This window comes from Lacisediminihabitans sp. (assembly GCF_043726815.1).
In the GTDB taxonomy this organism is placed as follows: domain Bacteria; phylum Actinomycetota; class Actinomycetes; order Actinomycetales; family Microbacteriaceae; genus Lacisediminihabitans.
Map to the genome: position 1 here is coordinate 1 of NZ_JAYSJZ010000077.1, position 20,885 is coordinate 20,885.

22 protein-coding genes and 2 tRNA genes are annotated in these 20,885 nt (G+C 64.9%); 11 read left to right on the forward strand and 13 right to left on the reverse strand.

Features of this window, described 5'->3' with window-relative positions; all coding sequences use genetic code 11:
- The coding region (locus tag ACHZD8_RS11580; RefSeq protein WP_394770583.1) for a peptidylprolyl isomerase at positions 1–282 on the reverse strand (282 nt) is incomplete at its 3' end.
- A 119-nt stretch (positions 283–401) separates the two neighbouring features.
- On the opposite strand from ACHZD8_RS11580, the gene ACHZD8_RS11585 reads away from it, so the two are divergent.
- A complete protein-coding gene (locus ACHZD8_RS11585) occupies positions 402–971 on the forward strand; it encodes a hypothetical protein (RefSeq protein ID WP_394770584.1) in 570 nt (189 codons plus the stop codon).
- Positions 972–976: 5 nt separating this feature from the next.
- Here the strand turns inward: ACHZD8_RS11585 and ACHZD8_RS11590 are convergent, their stop codons facing one another.
- Entirely contained in the window at positions 977–2,359 is a 1,383-nt protein-coding gene (locus tag ACHZD8_RS11590; protein ID WP_394770585.1) for an MBL fold metallo-hydrolase RNA specificity domain-containing protein, read from the reverse strand.
- Positions 2,360–2,449: 90 nt separating this feature from the next.
- Between ACHZD8_RS11590 and ACHZD8_RS11595 the strand changes: the two genes are divergently transcribed.
- Positions 2,450–2,962 (forward strand): MarR family winged helix-turn-helix transcriptional regulator, encoded by a 513-nt coding sequence (locus ACHZD8_RS11595; protein WP_394770586.1) that lies wholly within the window; start codon positions 2,450–2,452, stop codon positions 2,960–2,962.
- 58 nt (positions 2,963–3,020) lie between these two features.
- Positions 3,021–3,509, forward strand: coding sequence for an SgcJ/EcaC family oxidoreductase (locus tag ACHZD8_RS11600; protein WP_394770587.1), 489 nt, complete (start codon positions 3,021–3,023; stop codon positions 3,507–3,509).
- A 24-nt stretch (positions 3,510–3,533) separates the two neighbouring features.
- On the opposite strand, the gene ACHZD8_RS11605 is transcribed toward ACHZD8_RS11600, so the two are convergent.
- The 10 genes from ACHZD8_RS11605 to dnaA all read right to left on the reverse strand — a co-directional run bounded on the left by ACHZD8_RS11605 (position 3,534) and on the right by dnaA (position 14,576).
- A tRNA-Ala gene (locus ACHZD8_RS11605) sits at positions 3,534–3,606 on the reverse strand.
- Positions 3,607–3,618: 12 nt separating this feature from the next.
- Positions 3,619–3,692, reverse strand: a tRNA-Ile gene (locus ACHZD8_RS11610).
- 73 nt (positions 3,693–3,765) lie between these two features.
- Positions 3,766–4,170 (reverse strand): DUF3566 domain-containing protein, encoded by a 405-nt coding sequence (locus tag ACHZD8_RS11615; protein WP_394770588.1) that lies wholly within the window; start codon positions 4,168–4,170, stop codon positions 3,766–3,768.
- Positions 4,163–6,745 carry a DNA gyrase subunit A gene (gyrA, locus tag ACHZD8_RS11620; protein ID WP_394770589.1) on the reverse strand — a complete coding sequence of 861 codons (2,583 nt, stop codon included), beginning with the start codon at positions 6,743–6,745 and terminating at the stop codon, positions 4,163–4,165. Before gyrA ends, ACHZD8_RS11615 begins: the two co-directional genes overlap by 8 nt.
- A 62-nt stretch (positions 6,746–6,807) precedes the next feature.
- Positions 6,808–8,796 (reverse strand): DNA topoisomerase (ATP-hydrolyzing) subunit B, encoded by a 1,989-nt coding sequence (gene gyrB / locus ACHZD8_RS11625; RefSeq protein WP_394770590.1) that lies wholly within the window; start codon positions 8,794–8,796, stop codon positions 6,808–6,810.
- A gap of 166 nt (positions 8,797–8,962) precedes the next feature.
- A complete protein-coding gene (locus ACHZD8_RS11630) occupies positions 8,963–9,460 on the reverse strand; it encodes a DUF721 domain-containing protein (protein WP_394770591.1) in 498 nt (165 codons plus the stop codon).
- Positions 9,457–10,623 (reverse strand): DNA replication/repair protein RecF, encoded by a 1,167-nt coding sequence (gene recF, locus ACHZD8_RS11635; protein ID WP_394770592.1) that lies wholly within the window; start codon positions 10,621–10,623, stop codon positions 9,457–9,459. Before recF ends, ACHZD8_RS11630 begins: the two co-directional genes overlap by 4 nt.
- 12 nt (positions 10,624–10,635) lie before the next feature.
- On the reverse strand, positions 10,636–11,526 hold the full coding sequence (gene gnd / locus ACHZD8_RS11640) for a phosphogluconate dehydrogenase (NAD(+)-dependent, decarboxylating) (RefSeq protein WP_394770593.1): 891 nt from the start codon (positions 11,524–11,526) through the stop codon (positions 10,636–10,638).
- 21 nt (positions 11,527–11,547) lie between these two features.
- A complete protein-coding gene (gene dnaN / locus ACHZD8_RS11645) occupies positions 11,548–12,696 on the reverse strand; it encodes a DNA polymerase III subunit beta (protein WP_394770594.1) in 1,149 nt (382 codons plus the stop codon).
- A gap of 449 nt (positions 12,697–13,145) precedes the next feature.
- The gene (gene dnaA / locus ACHZD8_RS11650; RefSeq protein ID WP_147784298.1) at positions 13,146–14,576 is read right to left on the reverse strand and encodes a chromosomal replication initiator protein DnaA; all 1,431 of its coding nucleotides are present in this window, start codon (positions 14,574–14,576) and stop codon (positions 13,146–13,148) included.
- A gap of 276 nt (positions 14,577–14,852) precedes the next feature.
- On the opposite strand from dnaA, the gene rpmH reads away from it, so the two are divergent.
- From rpmH to ACHZD8_RS11690, 8 genes are all read left to right on the forward strand, one after another.
- On the forward strand, positions 14,853–14,990 hold the full coding sequence (gene rpmH, locus ACHZD8_RS11655; protein WP_010204566.1) for a 50S ribosomal protein L34: 138 nt from the start codon (positions 14,853–14,855) through the stop codon (positions 14,988–14,990).
- A gap of 9 nt (positions 14,991–14,999) precedes the next feature.
- Positions 15,000–15,341, forward strand: coding sequence for a ribonuclease P protein component (gene rnpA, locus ACHZD8_RS11660; RefSeq protein WP_394770595.1), 342 nt, complete (start codon positions 15,000–15,002; stop codon positions 15,339–15,341).
- Positions 15,338–15,649, forward strand: coding sequence for a membrane protein insertion efficiency factor YidD (yidD, locus tag ACHZD8_RS11665; RefSeq protein WP_394770596.1), 312 nt, complete (start codon positions 15,338–15,340; stop codon positions 15,647–15,649). Before rnpA ends, yidD begins: the two co-directional genes overlap by 4 nt.
- A gap of 9 nt (positions 15,650–15,658) precedes the next feature.
- Positions 15,659–16,630: a membrane protein insertase YidC gene (yidC, locus tag ACHZD8_RS11670; RefSeq protein ID WP_394770597.1), complete on the forward strand. Its 972-nt coding sequence runs from the start codon at positions 15,659–15,661 to the stop codon at positions 16,628–16,630.
- 117 nt (positions 16,631–16,747) lie between these two features.
- The gene (locus tag ACHZD8_RS11675; RefSeq protein ID WP_394770607.1) at positions 16,748–17,230 is read left to right on the forward strand and encodes a protein jag; all 483 of its coding nucleotides are present in this window, start codon (positions 16,748–16,750) and stop codon (positions 17,228–17,230) included.
- A 19-nt stretch (positions 17,231–17,249) separates the two neighbouring features.
- Positions 17,250–17,888, forward strand: coding sequence for a 16S rRNA (guanine(527)-N(7))-methyltransferase RsmG (rsmG, locus tag ACHZD8_RS11680; protein ID WP_394770598.1), 639 nt, complete (start codon positions 17,250–17,252; stop codon positions 17,886–17,888).
- A gap of 147 nt (positions 17,889–18,035) precedes the next feature.
- Positions 18,036–18,950, forward strand: a complete 915-nt coding sequence (locus tag ACHZD8_RS11685; RefSeq protein ID WP_394770599.1) for a ParA family protein — start codon at positions 18,036–18,038, stop codon at positions 18,948–18,950.
- Positions 18,950–19,900 carry a ParB/RepB/Spo0J family partition protein gene (locus tag ACHZD8_RS11690; protein ID WP_394770600.1) on the forward strand — a complete coding sequence of 317 codons (951 nt, stop codon included), beginning with the start codon at positions 18,950–18,952 and terminating at the stop codon, positions 19,898–19,900. The genes ACHZD8_RS11685 and ACHZD8_RS11690 overlap by 1 nt, the downstream gene beginning before the upstream one ends.
- Before the next feature lie 15 nt (positions 19,901–19,915).
- Here ACHZD8_RS11690 and ACHZD8_RS11695 read toward each other — a convergent pair whose 3' ends face one another.
- Positions 19,916–20,878, reverse strand: coding sequence for a D-alanine--D-alanine ligase (locus ACHZD8_RS11695; RefSeq protein ID WP_394770601.1), 963 nt, complete (start codon positions 20,876–20,878; stop codon positions 19,916–19,918).
- Positions 20,879–20,885: the final 7 nt, after the last annotated feature.

Sequence of the window (20,885 nt, forward strand, 5' to 3'; positions counted from 1 at the left end):
CGGGTGGATCTCGTCGTCGAAGTTGTAGCCCGGTCCGCCGGTGCCCTGGCCGAGCGGGTCGCCGCCCTGGATCATGAAGTCGTCGATGATGCGGTGGAATACCACGCCGTCGTACAGCTTGTCGTGCGAGACCTTGCCGGTGCCCGGGTGGGTCCATTCGATCTCTCCGGTGGAGAGGCCGACGAAGTTGGCCACCGTCTTCGGCGCGTGGTTGCCGAAGAGGTTGACCTTGATGTCGCCGAGCGAGGTGTGGAGGGTGGCTACGTGGGTGTGCGATGACATGCAACCATTCTTTCACAGCATCCCCTAGTGCTCAGGCTTCACTCAGTCAACGGGGTTTGTTGCGTGAGCCGAACATGGGAGGATGGATCAATTCTCCGCCCTACAACAGGAGGTTCCTAATGGCACTGTCACGAAAGCGCGAAAAAGAACTCAAGCGTTTGCGGGAGGCGGCATCCGACCTGTGGGATGACCAGAAGGACGTGCTCGAGAACGCGTCGCGGGTAGTCCGGGAAGCGAGCCGACAGGCCGCCCAGGTGGGCCGCGAAGAGGTGGCCCCTCGCGTCAAGGACGCGATCGACCACAGTGTGCGTCCCGTGCTGGCGTCCGGCGTCGCCGCCGGGCGTTCCGTAGCGGACACCGCAAAAGACAAGTTCGCCCGTGACGTTCTTCCGTCCGTCTCCTCCGCCCTCGCGTCCGCGATCGCGGTGCTCGAGGTGGCGAAGGACCCGCGCGTGCGCGAGGCCCTCAGCCGGGCGGGCAAGCTTGGTACCCAGTTCACCTCGAAGACGGTCGTCGCGCCGGCGAGGCACACGGGTCCCGGCCGCTACATCCTGATCGGGGTCGGGCTGGTCGCCCTCGCAGGGGTCGCCTACGCCGCGTGGCAGACGCTTCGGGCCGACGACGAGCTCTGGGTCACCGACGACTCCGACGAGCCGCTGCCCGCACCTCCCACGCCGGCGACGACCTAGGCACTTCAGCGGGGCTCTGCGAGACTCACCGTCTCCAGGTATTCCGGCACCCTGGCCGGCCAGCCGAGGGTGCGCTTGATGCGCGCGCGCAGTTCGTCGGCGGCATCCGGTTCGCCGTGGGTGATGTAGGTCATCGATGGCGCGCGCGGTGCGGTGCGCATCCAGTCGATGAGTTCGCCGCGGTCGGCGTGAGCCGACAGGCTCTCCACCTGCACTACCTCCGCCAGAATGGGAACATCCTGTCCGAAGATGCGCAGCGTGGTCTCGCCGCGAGCGAGTGCGGCCCCACGCGTGCCGCCCGCCTGGAACCCGCTTAGCACGATGGCGTTCTTGGCATCCGAGCCGTAGGCCGCGATGTGGTGCAGGATCCTCCCGCCGGTGAGCATTCCGCTCGCCGAGATGATGATCATCGGCCCACCCCGCAGGTTGAGCAGCTTCGAATCGTCGACGGTTTGCACGAGCCTCGCGATCGAATACATCGCGTCGAACTCGGCGGGCGACACCCGGTGCTCGTCCTCGTGCCGCTGGTAGATCAGCGACGCGTCGACCGCCATCGGACTGTTGAGATAGATCGGGATGTCGGGGATCGCCCCCTTCGCGCGCAGCCGCGAGAGGTGCAGCAGCAGGCTCTCCGCCCGACCGACGGCGAATGACGGGATGAGCACGACGCCGCCCCGGCTCGCCACTCGGGTCACGATCTCGCCGAGCTGGGCCTCGGGATCCACCGGCGGATGGTCGCGATCGCCATAGGTGGACTCGGTGACCAGCACGTCGACAGCACCTAGGGCGCGAGGTTCGCGCATGAGCGGGTCGCTCCTGCGCCCGAGGTCGCCCGTGAAGTGCACCCGGGCGCCGCCCGCGTCGAGGGCCACCTGGGCCGCGCCCAGGATGTGGCCGGCCGGCACGAGGGTCGCGCTCAGCCGGTCGGCGATCGCGAATTCCTGGTCGAACGGCGTGACCCGGAAGGACTCGAGTGCCCGCTCGGCATCCTTCACCGTGTAGATGGGCCGAGGAGGGTGATGCTTCGAGGACCCGCGCCTCTGAGCGTATCGCGCCTCCTCCTCGAGAAGGTGCCCGCTGTCGACCAGCACGAGGGAACAGAGTTCCGCCGTGCCGGAGGTCGCGTAGATCGGTCCGGCGAACCCGTCGCGAACGAGCGCCGGTAGGTACCCGGAGTGGTCGAGGTGCGCATGGGTGAGCACCACCGCGTCGATCGAGGCCGGATCGACGGGGAAGGGGAGCCTGTTGCGATCCCGCAATTGCTTGTAGCCCTGGAACATCCCGCAATCCACCAGAACACTCGCACCGCCCACCGACACGAGATACCGGGATCCGGTGACCGTCTGGGTTGCCCCCAGAAAACGCAGAGTTGCTGCATCGCTCGTCATGACGCGGCCCTTCGAGTGTGGCGAGCGGTCTCCCGCACAGCAACGACGTTGTTGGTCCTCCGAGTGTGGCACAGCCCGATATGGTGCTTAGTGTTTCTCAACACATGTGCGGCCAGACCGGAGGACCTCGTGACGGACGAACACGCCAACGACGTGCGCGAGGTGATGAGGGCCATGGCGGAACTCCAGATCGCCACGGACGCCTATGACCAGGCGGCCGCCGTTCGACTAGCAGTCAACCGCACCGACCTCGCCCTGGTGAGCCTCCTGGACTCGCGCGGTCCGCTGAGCCCCGGTGACCTTGCCGTGGGGTTGAGGATGACGCCCGCCTCCACGACCATAGCCATCCAGAGACTCACCCGGGCCGGCTACGTCACGCGGGTGCCGGATGCGACGGATCGTCGCCGGGCGACCATCGAACTGACCGCGGCGGCGACGGCCGTGATCCGGGAGGTCTACGGTCCGGTCGGGGAGCAGGGGGCCGGGCTGGTCGGCCAGTACACTGCCGCCGAGCGGGCGACCATCCTGGACTTTCTCGACCGATCGCGGCGTCTTCTCGAGGAGCACGCCGAACGCATCTCGGTGCCGGGCTTCGGTGTGTAGTTAGATAAACTAATTACATGCTAGTGTCGGGGGACCGATCCTGGAAGGGAACAGAACCATGGCCCACGACGACGACATCTGCCGACTCTTCGACCGACTCCTCACGGCATGGGGTGACAACGACGCCGCGGCGTACGGAGCGTGCTTCACCGAGGACTCGGACTACGTCTCATACGACGGCACCCGCGCGGTCGGCCGGGCGCCCATGCAGGCCGCCCACGACACGCTGTTTCGTGGCGTTCTCGCCGGGTCCAGGCTCGTCGGACAGATCGAGTCGATCAGGCACCTCGGGCCAGACACCGCGCTGATCTACGCGAACGCCTCGGTGCTGATGCCGTGGCGAACCGCCCTGCCGAAGGGCCGGTTGTCGCGCCAGACACTCGTGGCGGTGCGCACCGGGCACGGCTGGCTGTTCACCGCGTTGCACAACGGCCGGGTGCGTCCGGTGCAGATCCCCGAGCCCGATTCCCTGCCGTCTCGAATGGCCCGGGCCCTGGGCGGCATCGCGCGCCATCTCGGAGTCGGGCGGGCCCGTGTGAGCGTCTGATCCGTGCCGTGACACGGGCTGATGTGGAGACGAGGGGAATCGAACCCCTAACCCCCGCCTTGCAAAGGCGGTGCTCTGCCAATTGAGCTACGTCCCCGTGGGCCACACGTGGGGATACCAGGACTTGAACCTGGGACCTCTTCGTTATCAGCGAAGCGCTCTAACCGCCTGAGCTATATCCCCGTGGGCAGATACGAGAGTATCGCACCTGCCGAGATTCGGTAAATCGAGTGTGTTCCCACCCGATTCAGACGAATCAGTTGTTGGTGAAACCGACGAGCAGACCCCCGGTGATGCGCACCGTGAAGTTGTACAACACGGCGGTGATGGCACCGAGGGCGGTACCGACAACCGTGTTGAGAATCGCCACGATAAGCGAGAACACCGCCACCTGCGGCAGTGAGAACGTCTGAGCCACGCTGAAGGGCTGGTTCAGGATGTCGGTCAGCAGCGAGTCGATCTTGCCGAAGACGCCCGTGGTGTTGAGCACCACCCAGATGAGCATGCTTGCAACGACGAGCACGATCCCCAGTGACACCGCCACCAGGAAGGAGAGCTTCACCGCCGACCAGAAGTCGATGTACACGAGCTTGAGGCGAACCTGCTTGGTCGCGGAAGCACGCTGCGACTTCTTCTGGAGTTTTTCGGCGACGCTACTCATCTACTGTTTCGTCCTTTCCGGTCTGCACATCTCCCGCCGGATCCTCTTCAGAGGGCTCCGTCTCGTCGACATCCAGATTACGTTCACTATTTTTCGCGACTGCGATGATCCTGTCGTCGTCCGCGAAACGTGCGAACACTACTCCCATGGTGTCACGACCCTTGGCCGGCACCTCGGCGACAGACGAGCGTACCACCTTGCCACTGGCAAGAACCACCAGAACCTCGTCGTCCTCTTCCACGATGAGCGCCCCGGCCAGGTCGCCCCGGGCCTCCTGCAGCTTGGCCACCTTGATGCCGAGTCCACCCCGACCCTGCAGGCGGTACTGGTCGACTGCCGTGCGCTTGGCGAAGCCGCCCTCCGTGACCACGAAGACGAAGCCGTCGTCGCTCACCACCGACGCGTCGAGAAGAGTGTCGTCGTCACGGAAGTGCATGCCGATCACTCCGGAGGTCGCGCGTCCCATCGGACGCAGGGCCTCATCGGATGCCGTGAACCGAATCGACATCCCCTTGCGTGACACGAGCAGGAGATCCGAGTCCTCCTCCACGAGCATCGCGCTGACCAGTTCGTCCTCGTCGCGCAGGTTGATCGCGATGATGCCGCCGGTGCGGTTCGTGTCGTACTCGGAGAGTAGGGTCTTCTTCACGAGTCCGCCGCGGGTGGCGAGGGCCAGGTACTTGGCAACCTCGTAGTCGCGGATGTCGAGGATCTGGGCAATCTCCTCGTCCGGCTGCAGCGCGAGCAGGTTGGCCACGTGCTGGCCCTTCGTGTCGCGACCGCCCTCCTGCACCTCGTAGGCCTTGGCGCGGTAGACCCGCCCCTTGTTCGTGAAGAACAACAGCCAGTGGTGGGTGGTGGTGACGAAGAAGTGCTCCACCACGTCATCCGCCCGCAGCTGCGCGCCCTTGACTCCCTTGCCGCCCCGGTGCTGGGTGCGGTAGTTGTCGCTGCGGGTGCGCTTGATGTATCCGCCGCGGGTGACGGTGACGACCATCTCCTCCTCGGGAATCAGGTCTTCCACGTTCATGTCGCCGTCGAAGCCGAGCATGATCTCGGTGCGGCGGTCGTCGCCGTACTTGGCGACGAGCTCGGTGAGCTCCTCGGTGACGATGTCGCGCTGGCGCTGCGGGTCGGCGAGGATCGCGTTGTATTCCGCGATCTGGCGCTCGAGCTCGTCGGCGTCGTCCATGATCTTCTGGCGCTCGAGGGCGGCCAGTCGGCGCAGCTGCATGCTGAGGATCGCGTTGGCCTGCAGTTCGTCCACGTCGAGCAGGGCCATCAGCCCGTCCCGCGCGTCCTCGGCCGTGGCCGACCGACGGATCAGCGCGATCACCTCATCCAGGGCGTCGAGGGCCTTGAGGTAGCCCCGCAGAATGTGCGCCCGCTCCTCGGCCTTGCGCAGCCGGAACACCGTGCGGCGAACGATCACCTCGATCTGGTGGGCTGCCCACGCCGTGATGAACCCGTCGATGGCGAGGGTGCGCGGGATGCCGTCCACGATGGCCAGCATGTTCGCGCCGAAGTTCTCCTGCAGCGAGGTGTGCTTGTAGAGGTTGTTGAGAACGACCTTGGCCACGGCGTCGCGCTTGAGCACGACCACGAGGCGCTGGCCGGTGCGTCCGGAGGTCTCGTCGCGGATGTCCGCGATCCCCGAGATCTTGCCCTCCTTCACGAGCTCGGCGATCTTGAGCGCGAGGTTGTCGGGGTTCACCTGGTACGGCAACTCGGTCACGACGAGGCAGGTGCGACCCTGCAGCTCCTCCACGTTCACGACGGCGCGCATGGTGATCGATCCGCGACCGGTTCGGTAGGCGTCCTGGATGCCCTTGACCCCGAGGATCTGCGCCCCGGTGGGGAAGTCCGGTCCCTTGATGCGCTGGATGAGCGCCTCGATCAGCTCTTCCTTGCTCGCGTCCGGGTGGGCCAGGTGCCAGAGCGCCGCCTCACCGACCTCGCGAAGGTTGTGCGGCGGGATGTTGGTGGCCATGCCGACCGCGATGCCCACCGACCCGTTGACCAGGAGGTTGGGGAAGCGGCTCGGGAGAACGAACGGCTCCTGGGTGCGGCCGTCGTAGTTGTCCTGGAAGTCGACGGTCTCCTCTTCGATGTCGCGCACCATCTCCATGGCGAGCGGAGCCATCTTGGTCTCCGTGTACCGATGGGCCGCGGCTCCGTCGTTGCCGGGCGAACCGAAGTTGCCCTGACCGAGAGCGAGTGGGTAGCGCAGGCTCCAGGGCTGCACGAGGCGCACGAGCGCGTCGTAGACCGAGGAGTCACCGTGCGGGTGGAACTGTCCCATGACGTCGCCGATGACGCGGGTGCACTTGGAGAATCCCTTGTCCGGGCGGTAACCCCCGTCGTACATCGCGTAGATCACGCGACGGTGGACGGGCTTGAGGCCGTCCCGCACCTCGGGGAGCGCGCGACCCACGATGACGCTCATCGCGTAATCGAGGTACGAGCGCTGCATCTCGAGTTGCAGGTCTACCTGGGTGACCTTGTCGTGAGTGAGGTCGATCTCCTTGCCGGCGATCTGCGGCTCGGCGCCGTCCGGGGGTGTTACGTCAGCCATTGAATTCCAGTCTGTGGTGTGCCGTGGGGAAGTTTTCGATTCGGCCGCGGGCGGCCTGCTGACTAGATGTCGAGGAAGCGCACGTCTTTGGCGTTCTTCTGGATGAAGTTGCGTCGCAGTTCGACGTTCTCGCCCATCAGGGTGTCGAAGATCGCGTCGGCGGCGGCGGCGTCATCCAGGGTGACCTGCAGCAGGGTGCGGGTCACCGGATCCATGGTCGTCTCCCACAGTTCCTTGTAGTCCATCTCGCCGAGTCCCTTGTAGCGCTGCACTCCGCTCTCCTTGGGCATGCGCTTGCCGGCCGCGGCGCCCGCCGCGAGCAGGGCATCCTTCTCCCGATCGCTGTAGACGTACTCGTGCGGCGAATTGCTCCACTTGAGGCGGTAGAGCGGGGGCTGGGCCAGGTACACATACCCCAGGTCGATGAGGGGACGCATGTACCGGAACAACAGGGTCAGCAGCAGGGTCGTGATGTGCTGGCCATCGACATCGGCATCCGCCATCAGCACGATCTTGTGGTAGCGGGCCTTCTCCGGGTTGAAGTCCTCGCCGACCCCGGCGCCGAACGCCGTGATCATGGCCTGCACCTCGTTGTTGGCGAGGGCGCGATCGAGGCGCGCCTTCTCCACGTTGAGGATCTTGCCGCGCAGCGGAAGGATCGCCTGGAATTCCGGGTTGCGCCCCTGCACGGCCGAGCCGCCGGCCGAGTCGCCCTCGACCATGAAGATCTCGGACAGGCTCGGGTCGTTGCTCGAGCAGTCGCGCAGCTTGCCCGGCATGCCACCGGACTCGAGCAGGCCCTTGCGGCGGGTCTGCTCGCGCGCCTTGCGGGCAGCGAGGCGGGCCGCGGATGCCTGGATGGCCTTGCGGATCACGTCGCGCGCCTGGGTCGGGTTGCGGTCGAACCAGTCGCCGAGCTGGTCGCCGGTGATGCGCTGCACGAACGACTTCGCGATGGTGTTGCCGAGTTTGGTCTTGGTCTGGCCCTCGAACTGCGGTTCGGCGAGCTTGATCGAGATGACTGCCGTCAGCCCCTCGCGCACATCGTCGCCCGTGAGGTTCTCATCCTTCTCCTTGATGATCCCCTTCTCCCGCGCGTACTTATTCACGAGCGTGGTGAGCGCGGCCCGGAAACCCTCTTCGTGGGTTCCACCCTCGTGGGTGTTGATCGTGTTCGCGTAGGTGTGCACGCTCTCCTGGTAGGAGGTGGTCCACTGCATCGCCACCTCGAGCGCGATCTTGAGTTCCTTGTCCTCCCACTCGAAGGAGATTATCTCCGGGTGCACGACCTCGACCTTCTTCGACGAGTTGAGGTACTCGACGTAGTCGACGAGGCCGTTCTCGTAGAGGTAGGTGACGCTGACCGGCTCGCCGGTGTTCTCGCCGGTCTCATCGGCGCCCTCTCGCTCGTCGGTGAGGGTGATCGAGAGACCCTTGTTGAGGAAGGCCATCTGCTGGAAGCGCGCGCGAAGCGTCTCGAAGTCGAACTCGACGGTTTCGAAGGTCTCCGGGCTGGGCCAGAAGGTCTGAGTGGTGCCGTGCTCCTCCGATGCCTCGCCCTTGGCGAGGGGCGCGTCGGGAACACCGTTGGTGAAGCTCATCCGCCAGACCGCACCCTGACGCCGGACCTCGGTGTCCATGCGAGAGGAGAGGGCGTTCACGACGGAGATGCCCACGCCGTGCAGGCCGCCGGAGACGGAATAGCCGCCGCCACCGAACTTGCCGCCGGCGTGCAGGATGGTCATGACCACCTCGACGCTGGACTTGTTCTCCGACTTGTTGAGGTCGACCGGGATGCCGCGGCCGTTGTCGATGACGCGCACGCCACCGCTCTTCAGCAGCGTGACGAGGATGGTGTCGCAGAAGCCGGCGAGGGCCTCGTCCACCGAGTTGTCCACGACTTCGTAGACGAGGTGATGGAGTCCACGCGGGCCGGTCGATCCGATGTACATGCCAGGCCGTTTGCGCACCGCTTCGAGTCCCTCGAGGACCTGGATCTGATCTGCGCCGTAGTTGTCTTCAGATTCGGAATTCGAGCGGTTTGCTGCCATGTGGAATTGGTCTCCTGCCGGGTGGATCGATGAGCCGTTCGCGACCGGGGTTCCCAGAAGGAAGCTGTCATGACGACCCTGCAATTCTACCAAATACGAACGGGGTACAGGCCCGAAAACGCCCGTCTGGGGACTTTATTTCGGTGCGGCGACCTATTTTGCCTAGTTAGCCGTAAGTATCGCGCGGACCGCGCCCTGGAATTGATCTGGGGCCTCTTTTCCAGGAGGGGGCACCCGGCCCTTCAAAACGGATTGAGTCGATGCCGGCATCCGGATAGCGCACGCTGATCTGCGTCATGATCTGAACCCGCATCAGCCGAAGCTGCGTCGCCCATCCCGTGGAGTCGCAGCGCACGGTGAGCACCCCCTCCTCGATCCCGACCGGAGTCGAGTGTTCCGAGGTCTCGTCGCCGGCGATCTGCGCCCAGGAGGAGAGCAGCTCCGACCGCGCGAGCGGCGAGCTCCAGCCGAGCCGCGAAGTCAGCGCGTCCACGATCGAGCCGAGGCCCTCCGGATCGCGGCCGGCGCCGAACGGAACGCTCGATCCCGGCTCCCTCGTGGCGCGCTTGCGGGCGTCACTTGATCTCGACGAGCCGTCGCCGAAGACTCGCCGGAAGCGCAGATAGACCGCCGTGGACTCGCTCGGCTCGTTGTCGTCGGTCACGGCGCGCTCTCCAGGATGGTTCCGCGCGCGATGTGCACCGTGTTGCCCGTGAGCGCCGGCGGGACATCGTCGAGTACGGCCGCGGTGATCAAGACCTGTTCGAAGTCGCCGACGGCGGCGGCGAGTCTCAGTCGACGGGATTCGTCGAGTTCGGCGAACACGTCGTCGAGCATGAGCACCGGGTCGCCCGTATTAGATTCCCGGCCGAGAATGTTCGCCGAGGCCAGCTTGAGGGCGAGGGCGAACGACCAGGATTCTCCGTGGCTCGCGTAGCCGCGGGCCGGCAGCCCGTTGAGCTCGAGCACCAGATCGTCCCGGTGCGGGCCGACGAGGGTGATCGCGCGGTCGAGTTCGCTGCGCCGAAGCCTGCCCAGCGACTCCCGGAAGGCAACCGACGCCTCCTCGGCGGTGATGATGTCCCGCCTCAGCGCCGCTCCCTGCGAGTCGTCGGCCTCGGACCCGCCGCTGAAGATGCTCAGCTGGCTCGCGAGCGTTGCATGGTGATCCTCGCCGGCGACGGCGGTGTAGGCCGCGGTCACCTCCGGCTGGAGTTCCGTGATGAGTGCGCTCCGCGCCTCGATGAGTTGTGATCCGAGGTCCACGAGGCGATCGTCCCAGATGTCGAGGGTACTGAGCTGGGTGCCCTTGACCCCGGATGCCCTGGCCGACTTGAGGAGCGTGTTGCGTTGTCGCACCACCCTGTCGTAGTCGGCGATGACTCCGGAGAGGCGGGGCGAGCGCAGCACGAGCAGCTCATCCAGGAAGCGGCGGCGACCCGATGGCTCGCCCCGAATCAGCGCGAGGTCCTCCGGGGCAAACAGCACGCTGGAGAAGTACCTCGGTAGATCCCGCGTCTTGATCACGGAACGATTGATCTGTGCGCGATTCGCCGACGAGCGGTTGATCTGCACCTCGGCGAGAATCTGTCGTTCGCCGTTCTCGAGACGAGCGCGAATGATCGCGGCGTCTGCTCCCTGGCGGATCATGGCGTGGTCCACCGAGACGCGATGCGAGCCGAGGGTGCTCAGGTAGGCGAGCGACTCCACCAGATTGGTCTTGCCCTGCCCGTTGCTACCGACGAAGAGGTTCGCGCCGGCGACCAGGGCGACCTCGGCGGTCGTGTAATTACGAAAGTCGGTGAGGCTGAGGTGGGTGACGATCACGCTGTCACGGGACTAGTCGACAGCTTTGACCGAGTGCCCGCCGAACTGGTTGCGCAGCGCGGCAACGGCCTTCATCGCCGGGGATCCCTCCGGCTGGCGCGACACGAACCGGGCGAAGATCGAGGCACTGATCGTGGGCACCGGCACGGCGTTGGCAAGAGCCTCCTCGATGGTCCAGCGGCCCTCGCCGGAGTCTTCGACGTAGCCCTCGATGTCCTTGAATTCGGGGTCCTGCTCGAGAGCGCGCACGAGAAGTTCGAGCAGCCAGGAGCGCACCACGGTGCCGCGCTGCCAGGCCTTGAATGTGCCCGTGACGTCCTTGATGATGTCGTCGCGCTTGTCGAGGAGCTCGTAACCCTCGGCGTAGGCCTGCATCAGGGCGTACTCGATGCCGTTGTGCACCATCTTGGCGTAGTGGCCGGCTCCGATTTCGCCGGCGTGCACGAAACCCTCCTCGCGGGGGCCCTCTGGGCGAAGCGCATCGAAGATCGGCATGGCCAGATCGATGTTCTTCTTGTGGCCACCCACCATGAGCCCATAGCCGTTGGCCAGGCCCCAGACTCCGCCGGAGACTCCCGCATCCACGTATTCGATCCCCTTGTCGGCGACCAGCGCGGAGTGCTTGAAGTCCTCGGTGAAGCGAGAATTGCCGCCATCGATGATGAGGTCGCCCTGCTCGAGGAGTCCGGAGAGTTCGGTGACCACGGCGGTCGTGATCTCTCCGGCTGGCACCATGATCCACACGATTCGCGGGGTGGGAAGCGCCTTGACGAGTTCCTCGACGCTCGACACGTCGGAGACGGCCGGATTGCGATCGAAGCCGGTGACCTCGATGTCGTGAGCACGCAGGCGCTCACGCATGTTGTTTCCCATTTTTCCGAGACCAACGAGGCCGATGTGCATGGTGCTCTTCTTTCGATCTGACTAGCGAAGCAGCAGGTTGGGCTGCAGGAGGTACTTGTAGTTGTCGGCCCCCGGCTGGTCCTTGGAGGACTGGCTGGTGATGAGCACGGGGCCCGGCTTGTTGGGATTCTCGGTCTTGGTGAACGAAATCCGCACGAATTCCGAGTGCACGGCGCCGAGGCCGTCGAGCAGGAAGGCCGGCTTGAGCGACACGACGGTGTCGCCGCCGTTCAGGTGAGCATCGATGGTCTCGGACGCCTGGGCCTGCTCGGAACCGATGGCCTCCAGGGTCACGCCGTCGATCGTGAAGGTGAAGCGCAGGGCGGCCTCACGCTCGAGCACGAGCGAGACACGACGCACCGCCTCGATGAGCTCCGCCGTGTTGATCACCGCGTAGTTGTCGACGGTCTCGGGAAAAAGGCGCTTGACCGGAGGGAAGTTCCCCTTGATGAGCAGAGAAGTCACGGTTTTGCGATCGGCGCGGAACGCGATCAGCTCCCGGTCGTCGGTGCTCGTGATGGCCACCGAGATCGTGCCGCTGTGGCCGAAGGTCTTGCCGATCTCCTGCAGCGTGCGGGCCGGAACCAGGGCCGTCAGCGTCTCGGTGTTGGCGACGTCGCCGGAGTCCCACTCGATCTCGCGCACGGCGACCCGGTATCTATCGGTCGCGACGAGCGTGAGGCTGTTGTTCGACACCTCGAGCTGCACCCCGGTGATCACCGGAGTCACATCGTCGCGGGACGCGGCGACGGCCACCTGGGACACCGCGGTGGCGAAGGCATCCGCCGGCAGCAGGCCAGTCTGCTCCGAGATCTGAGGAAGAGTGGGATATTCCTCCACCGGCATGCTCAGGAGTGTGAAGGTGGCGCTGCCGCAGTTGACGGTGATCCGACCCTCGACGGTGGAGAACTGCACCGGGGCGTTCGGCAGCCGGCTGGCGATGTCGGCGAGCAGTCGACCGGAGACCAGGATCTTGCCCGGCTCCTCGATGTCGGCTGCGATCTCGGTCTGGGCGGACACCTCGTAGTCGAATGACGAGAGTTTCAGCCCGGTGTCGATCGTCTCGATGAGCACGCCACTCAGAATCGGGAGTGTCGTGCGCTGGGGAAGAAGCTTGACGGCAAAGGAAACGGCCTCGCTGAAGACGTCACGATTGACTTGGAACTTCATGCCCACCCCTGTCGATATGAAAGTTGCTCCGGGAGGTTAATACTGGCACAGCCACTGTGTGCCCGAGTCCCAAGGGTTATCTCCCCCACCAATGAATTAATTAAAGGATTAACACTCTTAACCGCTGTGGGAACTGTGCATAACTCTGTGAAACCCAACGAGCGACGGGGAACTACAACGGTGTGAGTTGTGGGGAGCCTGTGAAATTTCTTGTGATTCAACGGCGGCGTGGTGGCGTGGTTGGACGCTGTTTCCACAGGGCTCCACCTGAATCACACAATGATGTCGGGGTCTATCCACAGTTATCCACAGGTTATGCACACTGTGGGTTGATGGTAGGAGCAGGGTGATCGGCGCGAGCGGCGCTGCTCCATGGGCGTCGGAGCGGAGCCGCTCGTGGGTGGAGAACTCGAGAGAGAGGGCGCGGAGCGGGCCCCCGCCGGCGCCGATCAGATCTTGCTGTAGCGGTGGTTCTGCTTGATGCGGCTGGTGAGCTCGGTGACCTGGTTGTAGATGGAGCGACGCTCCTTCATGAGCTCGCTGATCTTCTTGTTCGCGTACATCACCGTGGTGTGGTCGCGGTTGCCGAACAACTGGCCGATCTTGGGCAGGGAGAGATTTGTCATTTCCCGACAGAGGTACATGGCGATCTGTCGCGCTGTGGCCACCGCCTGGGATCGGGAAGAGCCGTAGAGGTCGTCGACGGTGAGTTTGAAGTACTCCGCAGTGTGGTTGATGATGTCGACCGGCGCGATGACATTGTCGTCGTCGAGGGTGATGAGGTCCTTGAGCACGGTCTGCACCAGGGCGAGGTCCACCGGCGTGCGGTTGAGGCTCGCGAAGGCGGTGACCCTGATCAGGGTCCCCTCGAGCTCTCGGATGTTGGACGACACCTTGGTGGCCATGTATTCGAGGATCTCGGCGCTCACCTGGAGCTTCTCGCTCTGGGCCTTCTTGCGGAGGATGGCGATGCGGGTCTCGAGGTCTGGTGCCTGAACATCGGTGATCAGGCCCCACTCGAAGCGGGAGCGCATCCGGTCCTCGAACCCGGTGAGCGCCTTCGGCGGCAGGTCGCTGGTGATCACCACCTGCTTGTTGTGATCATGCAGCGTGTTGAACGTGTGGAAGAAGGCCTCCTGGGTCTCCACCGCACGCTGCAGAAACTGGATGTCGTCGATGAGCAGGATGTCGATCTCGCGGTACCGGGACTGGAAGACCGATGCCCGATTGTTGGCGATCGAGTTGATGAAGTCGTTGGTGAATTCCTCGGAACTCACGTAGCGCACTCGGATTCCCGGGTAGAGGCTCTCGGCGTAGTGGCCGATGGCGTGCAGGAGGTGGGTCTTGCCGAGGCCGGAGTCGCCGTAGATGAAGAGAGGGTTGTAGGCCTTCGCGGGAGCCTCGGCCACGGCGACGGCCGCGGCGTGGGCGAACCGGTTCGAGCCCCCGATCACGAAGTTGTCGAAGTTGTACTTCGGGTTGAGCCGTGAGTCGGCCCGTCGGGAGTTGGTGCCGATCGATTCGGAGAGAGGGGCAGGCGGGGCGACCTGCTCGATGTACGGCTGTTCGACGGCGGAGGGGCTCGGCTCGCCCAGGGCGTCGTGCGCGATCTCGGGATTCACCACGATGGCGAAGTTGCTCACCGAGTGGTCTTCGTCGAGTCCGGTTATGGCGTTGAGGAGCGGCAGGCGGATGCGCTGCTCGAGCATTCCGCGGGTGAGGTCGTTCGGAACCTCGAGGTAGAGGGTGCCGGCCATTACTCCCCTGGGCTCGACCAGACTGAGGAATCCCTGCAACTGCGGAGTGATTCTCTCGTCATCGCGAAGGCTGGACAGCACAGACGCCCAGATTTCCCTGGTCGGATCCGCAATGTCAGCCATGTTCCCCTCGCTGTTGTTGAGTGAGTTATTCACAGGGTTATCCACCGACTGTGCAGTCCCACCACCTTAGTTTGTGACGGCATGTCGCTGCCACGCCCCCTTTCACTGTATGTGGATAATGCGGCTGGTAGCCTCAGGGTTTGACCGCAGCGCTTTAAGACCGTATTTTTAATCAGTTGACTTCAGCCTGATGGCTAACCTTCACTTCCTTGGCTTCCACTGCTCACTATTGCGAGCTGGCCTCGCGGAGTCCCAATACGTGGAGAAATAACAATCATGAGCAAGAGAACTTTTCAGCCCAACAACCGGCGCCGCGCGAAGGTCCACGGATTCCGTCTGCGCATGCGCACTCGTGCCGGCCGAGCCATCCTCGGTGCGCGTCGCCGCAAGGGACGCACCGAGCTCTCCGCGTAGCCTTCGCTCGTGTTGGCCAGAGCCAACCGGCTGGTGACGGCCGACGACTATCGACGCCTCGTGCGCCGGGGTCGCCGGATCACCACGGAGCATGCCGTCGTCTATCTCGCGCGAGCCGACAGCACGAGTGCTCCCCGGTTCGGCTTCATCGTTGCCAAGACGGTGGGAGTGGCGGTGAAGCGAAACCTGGTGCGCCGGCGTCTCAAGGCGCTCAGCTTCGAAGCACTTGATCGCCTTGCTCCCGGCACGGAGATCGTGATTCGAGCATTGCCAGGCGCAGCGCAGGCTAGCTGGGCTAATCTTCGTTCTGAGATTTCGGAAGCATTGGGCGGGGGCGAGACACACCGGTGAATCGAATCCTGGCTTTTCTTCTGCTTCTCCCCCGCAACGTGAGTGTTCTCATCCTGAGGGCCTATCGCGCGGTGATCTCCCCGCTGTACGGAGACGTCTGCCGGTACTATCCCTCCTGCTCGGCTTACACGCTGGGCGCGATCCAGAAGCACGGCGTGATCAAGGGCAGCTGGCTGGGTGTGCGAAGAATCGCTCGATGTCACCCCTGGGCGGCAGGCGGCGTGGATGACGTGCCGGAGCCCTCGATTCAGAAGTACGCGGTAACGCGGTTTGGTTTTGTCACTACTCACGGCCATGGAAAGGGCTGACACAGAAAAATGCCCGACTTTATTGGCGTAATCCTCTGGCCCATCAAGTGGGTCGTCGAGCTCTTGCTCGTGTCCTGGCATGCCTTCTGGACGTTTCTCGGTCTGAATCCCGACGCCGGCTTCACCTGGGTGTTGTCGATCGTGGGCCTCGTGCTCGTGATCCGTGCGGCTCTCATCCCGATCTTCGTTCGGCAGATCAAGAGCCAGCGTCGCATGCTCGAGGTTGCGCCGCACCTCAAGAAGATCCAGGACAAGTACAAGGGCAAAAAGGACCAGTTCTCCCGCGAGGCGATGTCCCGCGAGACGATGGAGCTCTACAAGAAGACGGGCACCAACCCGCTGAGCTCCTGCCTGCCCCTCCTGCTGCAGATGCCCATCTTCTTCAGCCTTTTCTCAGTGTTGAGTTCGGCTCAGAATTACGACAAGACGCACCAGGCGGGAGTCGGGCTCCTCACCGGCCCGTTGGCCAAGTCGTTCGGCGAGTCCTCGCTCTTCGGAGTGGCCCCGCTGAAGCTCGCGATCAGCACCGCCGACGGCAACGTGGCGGTGATCGTGATCGCGGTGATCATGGTGATCCTGATGACCGGATCCCAGTTCATCACCCAGCTTCAGATCATGTCGAAGAACCAGTCGGCCGAGATGAAGGCCAGCCCGATGTTCAAGCAGCAGCGGATCCTGCTGTACCTGCTCCCCCTCGTGTTCGCCTTCTCCGGCTTCACCTTCCCTCTCGGCGTGATGTTCTACTGGCTCGTCTCGAACTTCTGGACGATGGGCCAGCAGTTCCTCGTGATCCGCAACATGCCCACCCCGGGTAGCGAGGCAGCCCTCGCCCGGGAGACCCGAATTGCCCGCAAGGCTCAGCGCCGTGGATTCACGCTGGTCGAGGATGGCCCGGAGACGATCGAGGAACCGCGGCAGACGCAGCGCGTTCAGCCGGTCAATTCCAAGAATCGCAAGAAGAAGCCAGGCGCCAAGAAGTAGTTCGCTTCCCCCAGCATCCTCAAGAAAGAGAGCAGTCACGTGGCAGAGACGACCCATGACGTAGAGAACGAGACTCCGGTGCCCGTGATCGACGCGGCTGTTGCCGCGGAGACCGCCGTGGAGGAGGGCGCCGGTCGTTCGGTGACCCAACTCGAGGAGGAGGGCGACATCGCCGCCGACTACATCGAGGAACTCCTCGACATCACGGATCTGGACGGTGACATCGATATCGACGCCCGCGATGGCCGCGCGTACCTTTCCGTGAACTCGAGCCAGGACAGCAACCTGCGACTGCTGTCGAAGCCGGAGACCGTGAACGCGCTCCAGGAACTCACCCGCATCGCGGTGCAGGCGAAGACCGGCGTCTTCTCCCGGCTGATCCTGGATGTCGGCGGCTCGAGGCAGGCCAGGGAGGCCGAGCTCTCCCAACTCGTCGACCGCGCGGTCGATCGCATCGAGGGTGGAGCCGAGTCGGCCGCCCTTCCCCCGATGTCGTCCTACGAGCGCAAGCTCGTGCACGACCTGGTTGCGGCCAAGGGGCTCGCGTCCGCGTCGGAGGGCGAGGGTTCCGATCGCCACACCGTCATCTCCCGGGCGTAGTTTCACGTGAAACATCGACGTGGTTGAGTCGCCGCCGGAGCTCGAGCCGGAGCCGAAGGCAGCCGAAGGGCTTTTCGGGGACCGGATCGAGCTGGCGCGCGCATACACGAGGGACCTCGCCGATCGCGGCGAGGAGCTCGGACTGATCGGTCCGCTGGAGATCCCGCGGCTGTGGACGCGGCACGTGCTGAACAGCGCATTACTCGCTCCCCTGCTTCGGCCCGGTCGCGTCGGGGACATCGGGAGTGGTGCTGGGCTACCCGGCCTCGTGCTCGCGATCGCCCGCCCCGATGTGCAGCTCATCCTCATCGAGCCGATGGAGCGCCGGGTGGACTGGCTGCGGCAGGAGACGGCGGAGCTCGGACTCGACAACGTCGAGGTCGTGCGCGCCCGCGCCGAGGAGGCGAAGCTCAAGCCGTGGCTCGATCAGGCCACCGCCCGCGCGGTGAGCGCCCTCTCCAAGCTCATCCCACTCACCGTCCCCCTCGTTCGCTCGGGCGGTGAGCTGCTATTTCTCAAGGGGGCGAGCGTCACCGCGGAGGTCGAGGCGGCGGCAAAGTCCATCCGAAAGGCGAGGCTGACCGATGTCGAGGTCCTGACACTCGGAGAGGGCCTCGTTACCGAGGTGACCCGGGTGTTTCGGGCTACAGTTGACTGATCGATCCCCGCGCGGCGTGCTTCGTGGTGCGAGTCGTCTTGGCGGCCGCACAACGTGAGTCGAGCGTGACGGATGGTCGGGCACAGCCTCGGTGCGCCGGACCGTTTGCTCACCATCGCCCCACCTCCCCAGCCAAGAAGGTTTCACGTGAAACATCCTGAACCCACCGAGGTCAATCCCGTCGGAGCGTTCGACGACACCCCGTTGGCTCGGGAGCTGTCCGAGATCACGAGACGCAAGCTCGCACTGGCGGCCCAGAGACTTCCCTTGCCGCCGAAGACCCGGGTTCTCACCGTCGCGAACCAGAAGGGGGGAGTGGGTAAGACCACCACCACCGTCAATCTCGCGGCCGCACTCGCCCGCAGCGGCGCACGCGTGCTGGTGATCGACCTCGATCCCCAGGGAAACGCCTCCACCGCGCTGGGCATCGAACACCGCTCGGAGACGATCAGTGTCTACGACGTGATCATCGGTGACGTCCCCATGGCCGGCGTCGTGCAGAAGAGCCCGGAATTCGAGTCCCTCTACTGCCTGCCGGCCACGATTCACCTTGCCGGCGCGGAGATCGAGCTCGTCTCGCTCGTCGCTCGCGAGCAGCGGCTGCACACCGCCCTCGATCAGTTCCTCGCCGAGAGCCCGGACCTGTTCCACTACGTCTTCATCGATTGCCCGCCGTCGCTCGGGCTGCTCACCATCAACGCCTTCGTCGCCGCCCAGGAGGTGCTGATCCCCATTCAGTGCGAGTATTACGCGCTCGAGGGCCTCAGCCAGCTGCTCAACAACATCAAGTTGATCGAACGACACCTCAATCCGGTGCTCACCGTCTCCACGATCCTGCTCACGATGTACGACTCCCGCACGAATCTGGCCAACCAGGTCGCCCAGGACGTGCGTGACCACTTTCCCGACCAGGTTCTCAACACGCTCATCCCGCGTTCGGTGCGTATTTCAGAGGCGCCGAGCTATGGTCAGACCGTAATCAGTTACGACACCAACTCCACCGGCTCGCTCTCCTACCTCGAGGCGGCCGCCGAAATCGCACGACGAGGGGCACCGCAGTAATGGCCGCACCAAAGAGAACCGGACTGGGCCGAGGTATCGGCGCGCTCATCCCCACGGACGAGGGTAGCCCCGCTCGGCCAGTGGATGTCTTCTTTCCCACGAGCAGGCCGGAACCGGAGGGCCTCGTGGCGGTGCCGGGAGCCCGTCTCGCGAACATCGCCCCCAGCGACATCGTGCCGAACGCCGCCCAGCCGCGCAAGGACTTCATCAAGGAGGACCTGGACGAGCTCGTCGCCTCCATTCGTGAGGTCGGCGTTCTCCAGCCGATCGTCGTGCGTCCGATCGTGGGCGCGACGGCCACGGGGCCGCATTATGAGCTCGTCATGGGCGAGCGCCGCCTTCGCGCGAGCAAGCAACTGGGGCTCGAGACCATCCCGGCGGTGGTCAAGAACACCGCGGACGAAGCAATGCTTCGGGATGCCCTGCTGGAGAACCTGCACCGGGCCAACCTCAACCCGCTGGAGGAGGCGTCGGCCTACCAGCAGCTCCTCGCGGACTTCGGAATCACCCAGGACCAGTTGGCCACACGGATCGGCCGGTCACGGCCGCAGATCACCAACACCATCCGTCTGTTGCGGCTGCCCACGTCGGTGCAGATTCGCGTGGCGGCCGGAGTGTTGAGCGCCGGGCATGCCCGCGCCATCCTCTCGGCGGGGGACGACGCCACGATGGAACGCCTCGCAGACAAGATCGTGAACGAGGACCTGTCCGTGCGCGCGGCGGAGTCCGCGGCGGGGCTCGTCACCACGAAACCGACCCGCGCGTCCCGGCCGAGCGCTGGTCGGCGGCAGGGACAGTTGGACGAGATCGCCGAACGCCTCGGGGACAGGCTCAACACCCGGGTGAAGGTGAACCTCGGCGCGACCAAAGGCACGATAGTGATCGACTTCGCCACCGTGGCGGACCTCAACCGAATCCTCGCGGAGCTGAACGAGCCGGGATTCGGCTAGCCGGTCGGCAGTTGTCTAGGCCCGGCTCTCGCGAATGGCGGCCTCGGCGAGGGCCGAGTAGACCCAGCCGAGATCATGGCCGGCGGCCTCGAGGGCCTGAGGCAGAAGCGATGTCTCAGTGAGACCCGGAAGCACGTTCACCTCGAGGAACCAGGGGATCCCCTCCTCGTCCACGATCAGATCGACGCGGGAGAGGTGTCGCAGGCCGAGCGTGCGGTGGGCGAGCAGCGCCGCTTCGGCCGCGCGGGCGGTCTCCTCCGCGCCCAGCCGCGCTGGTGTGAAGAACCTGGTCTCGCCGGCATTGTAGCGAGCCTCAAAACTATAAACCCCTGATAGGGGCTGTATTTCCACCGCGGGGAGCGCCACCGGGCCTTCGCCGCTGTCGATGATTCCGATGGCGATCTCGGTGCCGATGATGCGCTTCTCGATCAGCGCGACATCGCAATAGGTGTACGCGTCGACCATTGCCCGGGGCAGGTTCGCCCGATCGTCGACCAGGGTCACGCCCTGGGCAGAGCCGCCCTGGGCGGGCTTGACCACGACCGGCACCGGCAGTTCGTGGGAGAGGCAATCGAGCACGCTCTGCGCACCGAGCTCGCGGAAGGCGTCCCGGGAGAGGGCGATGGACTTGGGGGTCGCCACGCCGGCCCGGTCGACGAGCACCTTGGCGGTCGGCTTGTCCCAGGCGAGCCGGGAGGCACCGGAATTGGAGCCGACATAGGGGATGCCGATGAAGTCGAGCAGGCCGCGCAGGGCGCCATCCTCACCGCTCGCCCCGTGCAGGGCGGGCCAGACCACGTCGGGCCGGGTCTCGGCGAGGTAGGCGAGGAGCGTCGCATCCGGATCCCGCAGCTCGACGGTGATGCCGTGTTCGGCGAGGCTGTCGGCCACCCGGCGCCCGGAGCGCAGGGAGACATCCCGCTCGTGGGAGATTCCGCCGGCGAGCACCACCACGGTGCGCGGGGAAGACTCGTTCATGTCGTCG

Bases quoted from the DNA above. Each gene is read 5' to 3' on its own strand.
- dnaA (WP_147784298.1), bottom strand. From the start codon at position 14,576: ATGGCTGACATTGCGGATCCGACCAGGGAAATCTGGGCGTCTGTGCTG.
- ACHZD8_RS11690 (WP_394770600.1), top strand. From the start codon at position 18,950: ATGGCCGCACCAAAGAGAACCGGACTGGGCCGAGGTATCGGCGCGCTC.
- gnd (WP_394770593.1), bottom strand. From the start codon at position 11,526: ATGCACATCGGCCTCGTTGGTCTCGGAAAAATGGGAAACAACATGCGT.
- gyrB (WP_394770590.1), bottom strand. From the start codon at position 8,796: ATGGCAGCAAACCGCTCGAATTCCGAATCTGAAGACAACTACGGCGCA.
- ACHZD8_RS11695 (WP_394770601.1), bottom strand. From the start codon at position 20,878: ATGAACGAGTCTTCCCCGCGCACCGTGGTGGTGCTCGCCGGCGGAATC.
- ACHZD8_RS11585 (WP_394770584.1), top strand. From the start codon at position 402: ATGGCACTGTCACGAAAGCGCGAAAAAGAACTCAAGCGTTTGCGGGAG.
- gyrA (WP_394770589.1), bottom strand. From the start codon at position 6,745: ATGGCTGACGTAACACCCCCGGACGGCGCCGAGCCGCAGATCGCCGGC.
- yidC (WP_394770597.1), top strand. From the start codon at position 15,659: ATGCCCGACTTTATTGGCGTAATCCTCTGGCCCATCAAGTGGGTCGTC.
- ACHZD8_RS11600 (WP_394770587.1), top strand. From the start codon at position 3,021: ATGGCCCACGACGACGACATCTGCCGACTCTTCGACCGACTCCTCACG.
- ACHZD8_RS11615 (WP_394770588.1), bottom strand. From the start codon at position 4,170: ATGAGTAGCGTCGCCGAAAAACTCCAGAAGAAGTCGCAGCGTGCTTCC.
- dnaN (WP_394770594.1), bottom strand. From the start codon at position 12,696: ATGAAGTTCCAAGTCAATCGTGACGTCTTCAGCGAGGCCGTTTCCTTT.
- ACHZD8_RS11590 (WP_394770585.1), bottom strand. From the start codon at position 2,359: ATGACGAGCGATGCAGCAACTCTGCGTTTTCTGGGGGCAACCCAGACG.
- rpmH (WP_010204566.1), top strand. From the start codon at position 14,853: ATGAGCAAGAGAACTTTTCAGCCCAACAACCGGCGCCGCGCGAAGGTC.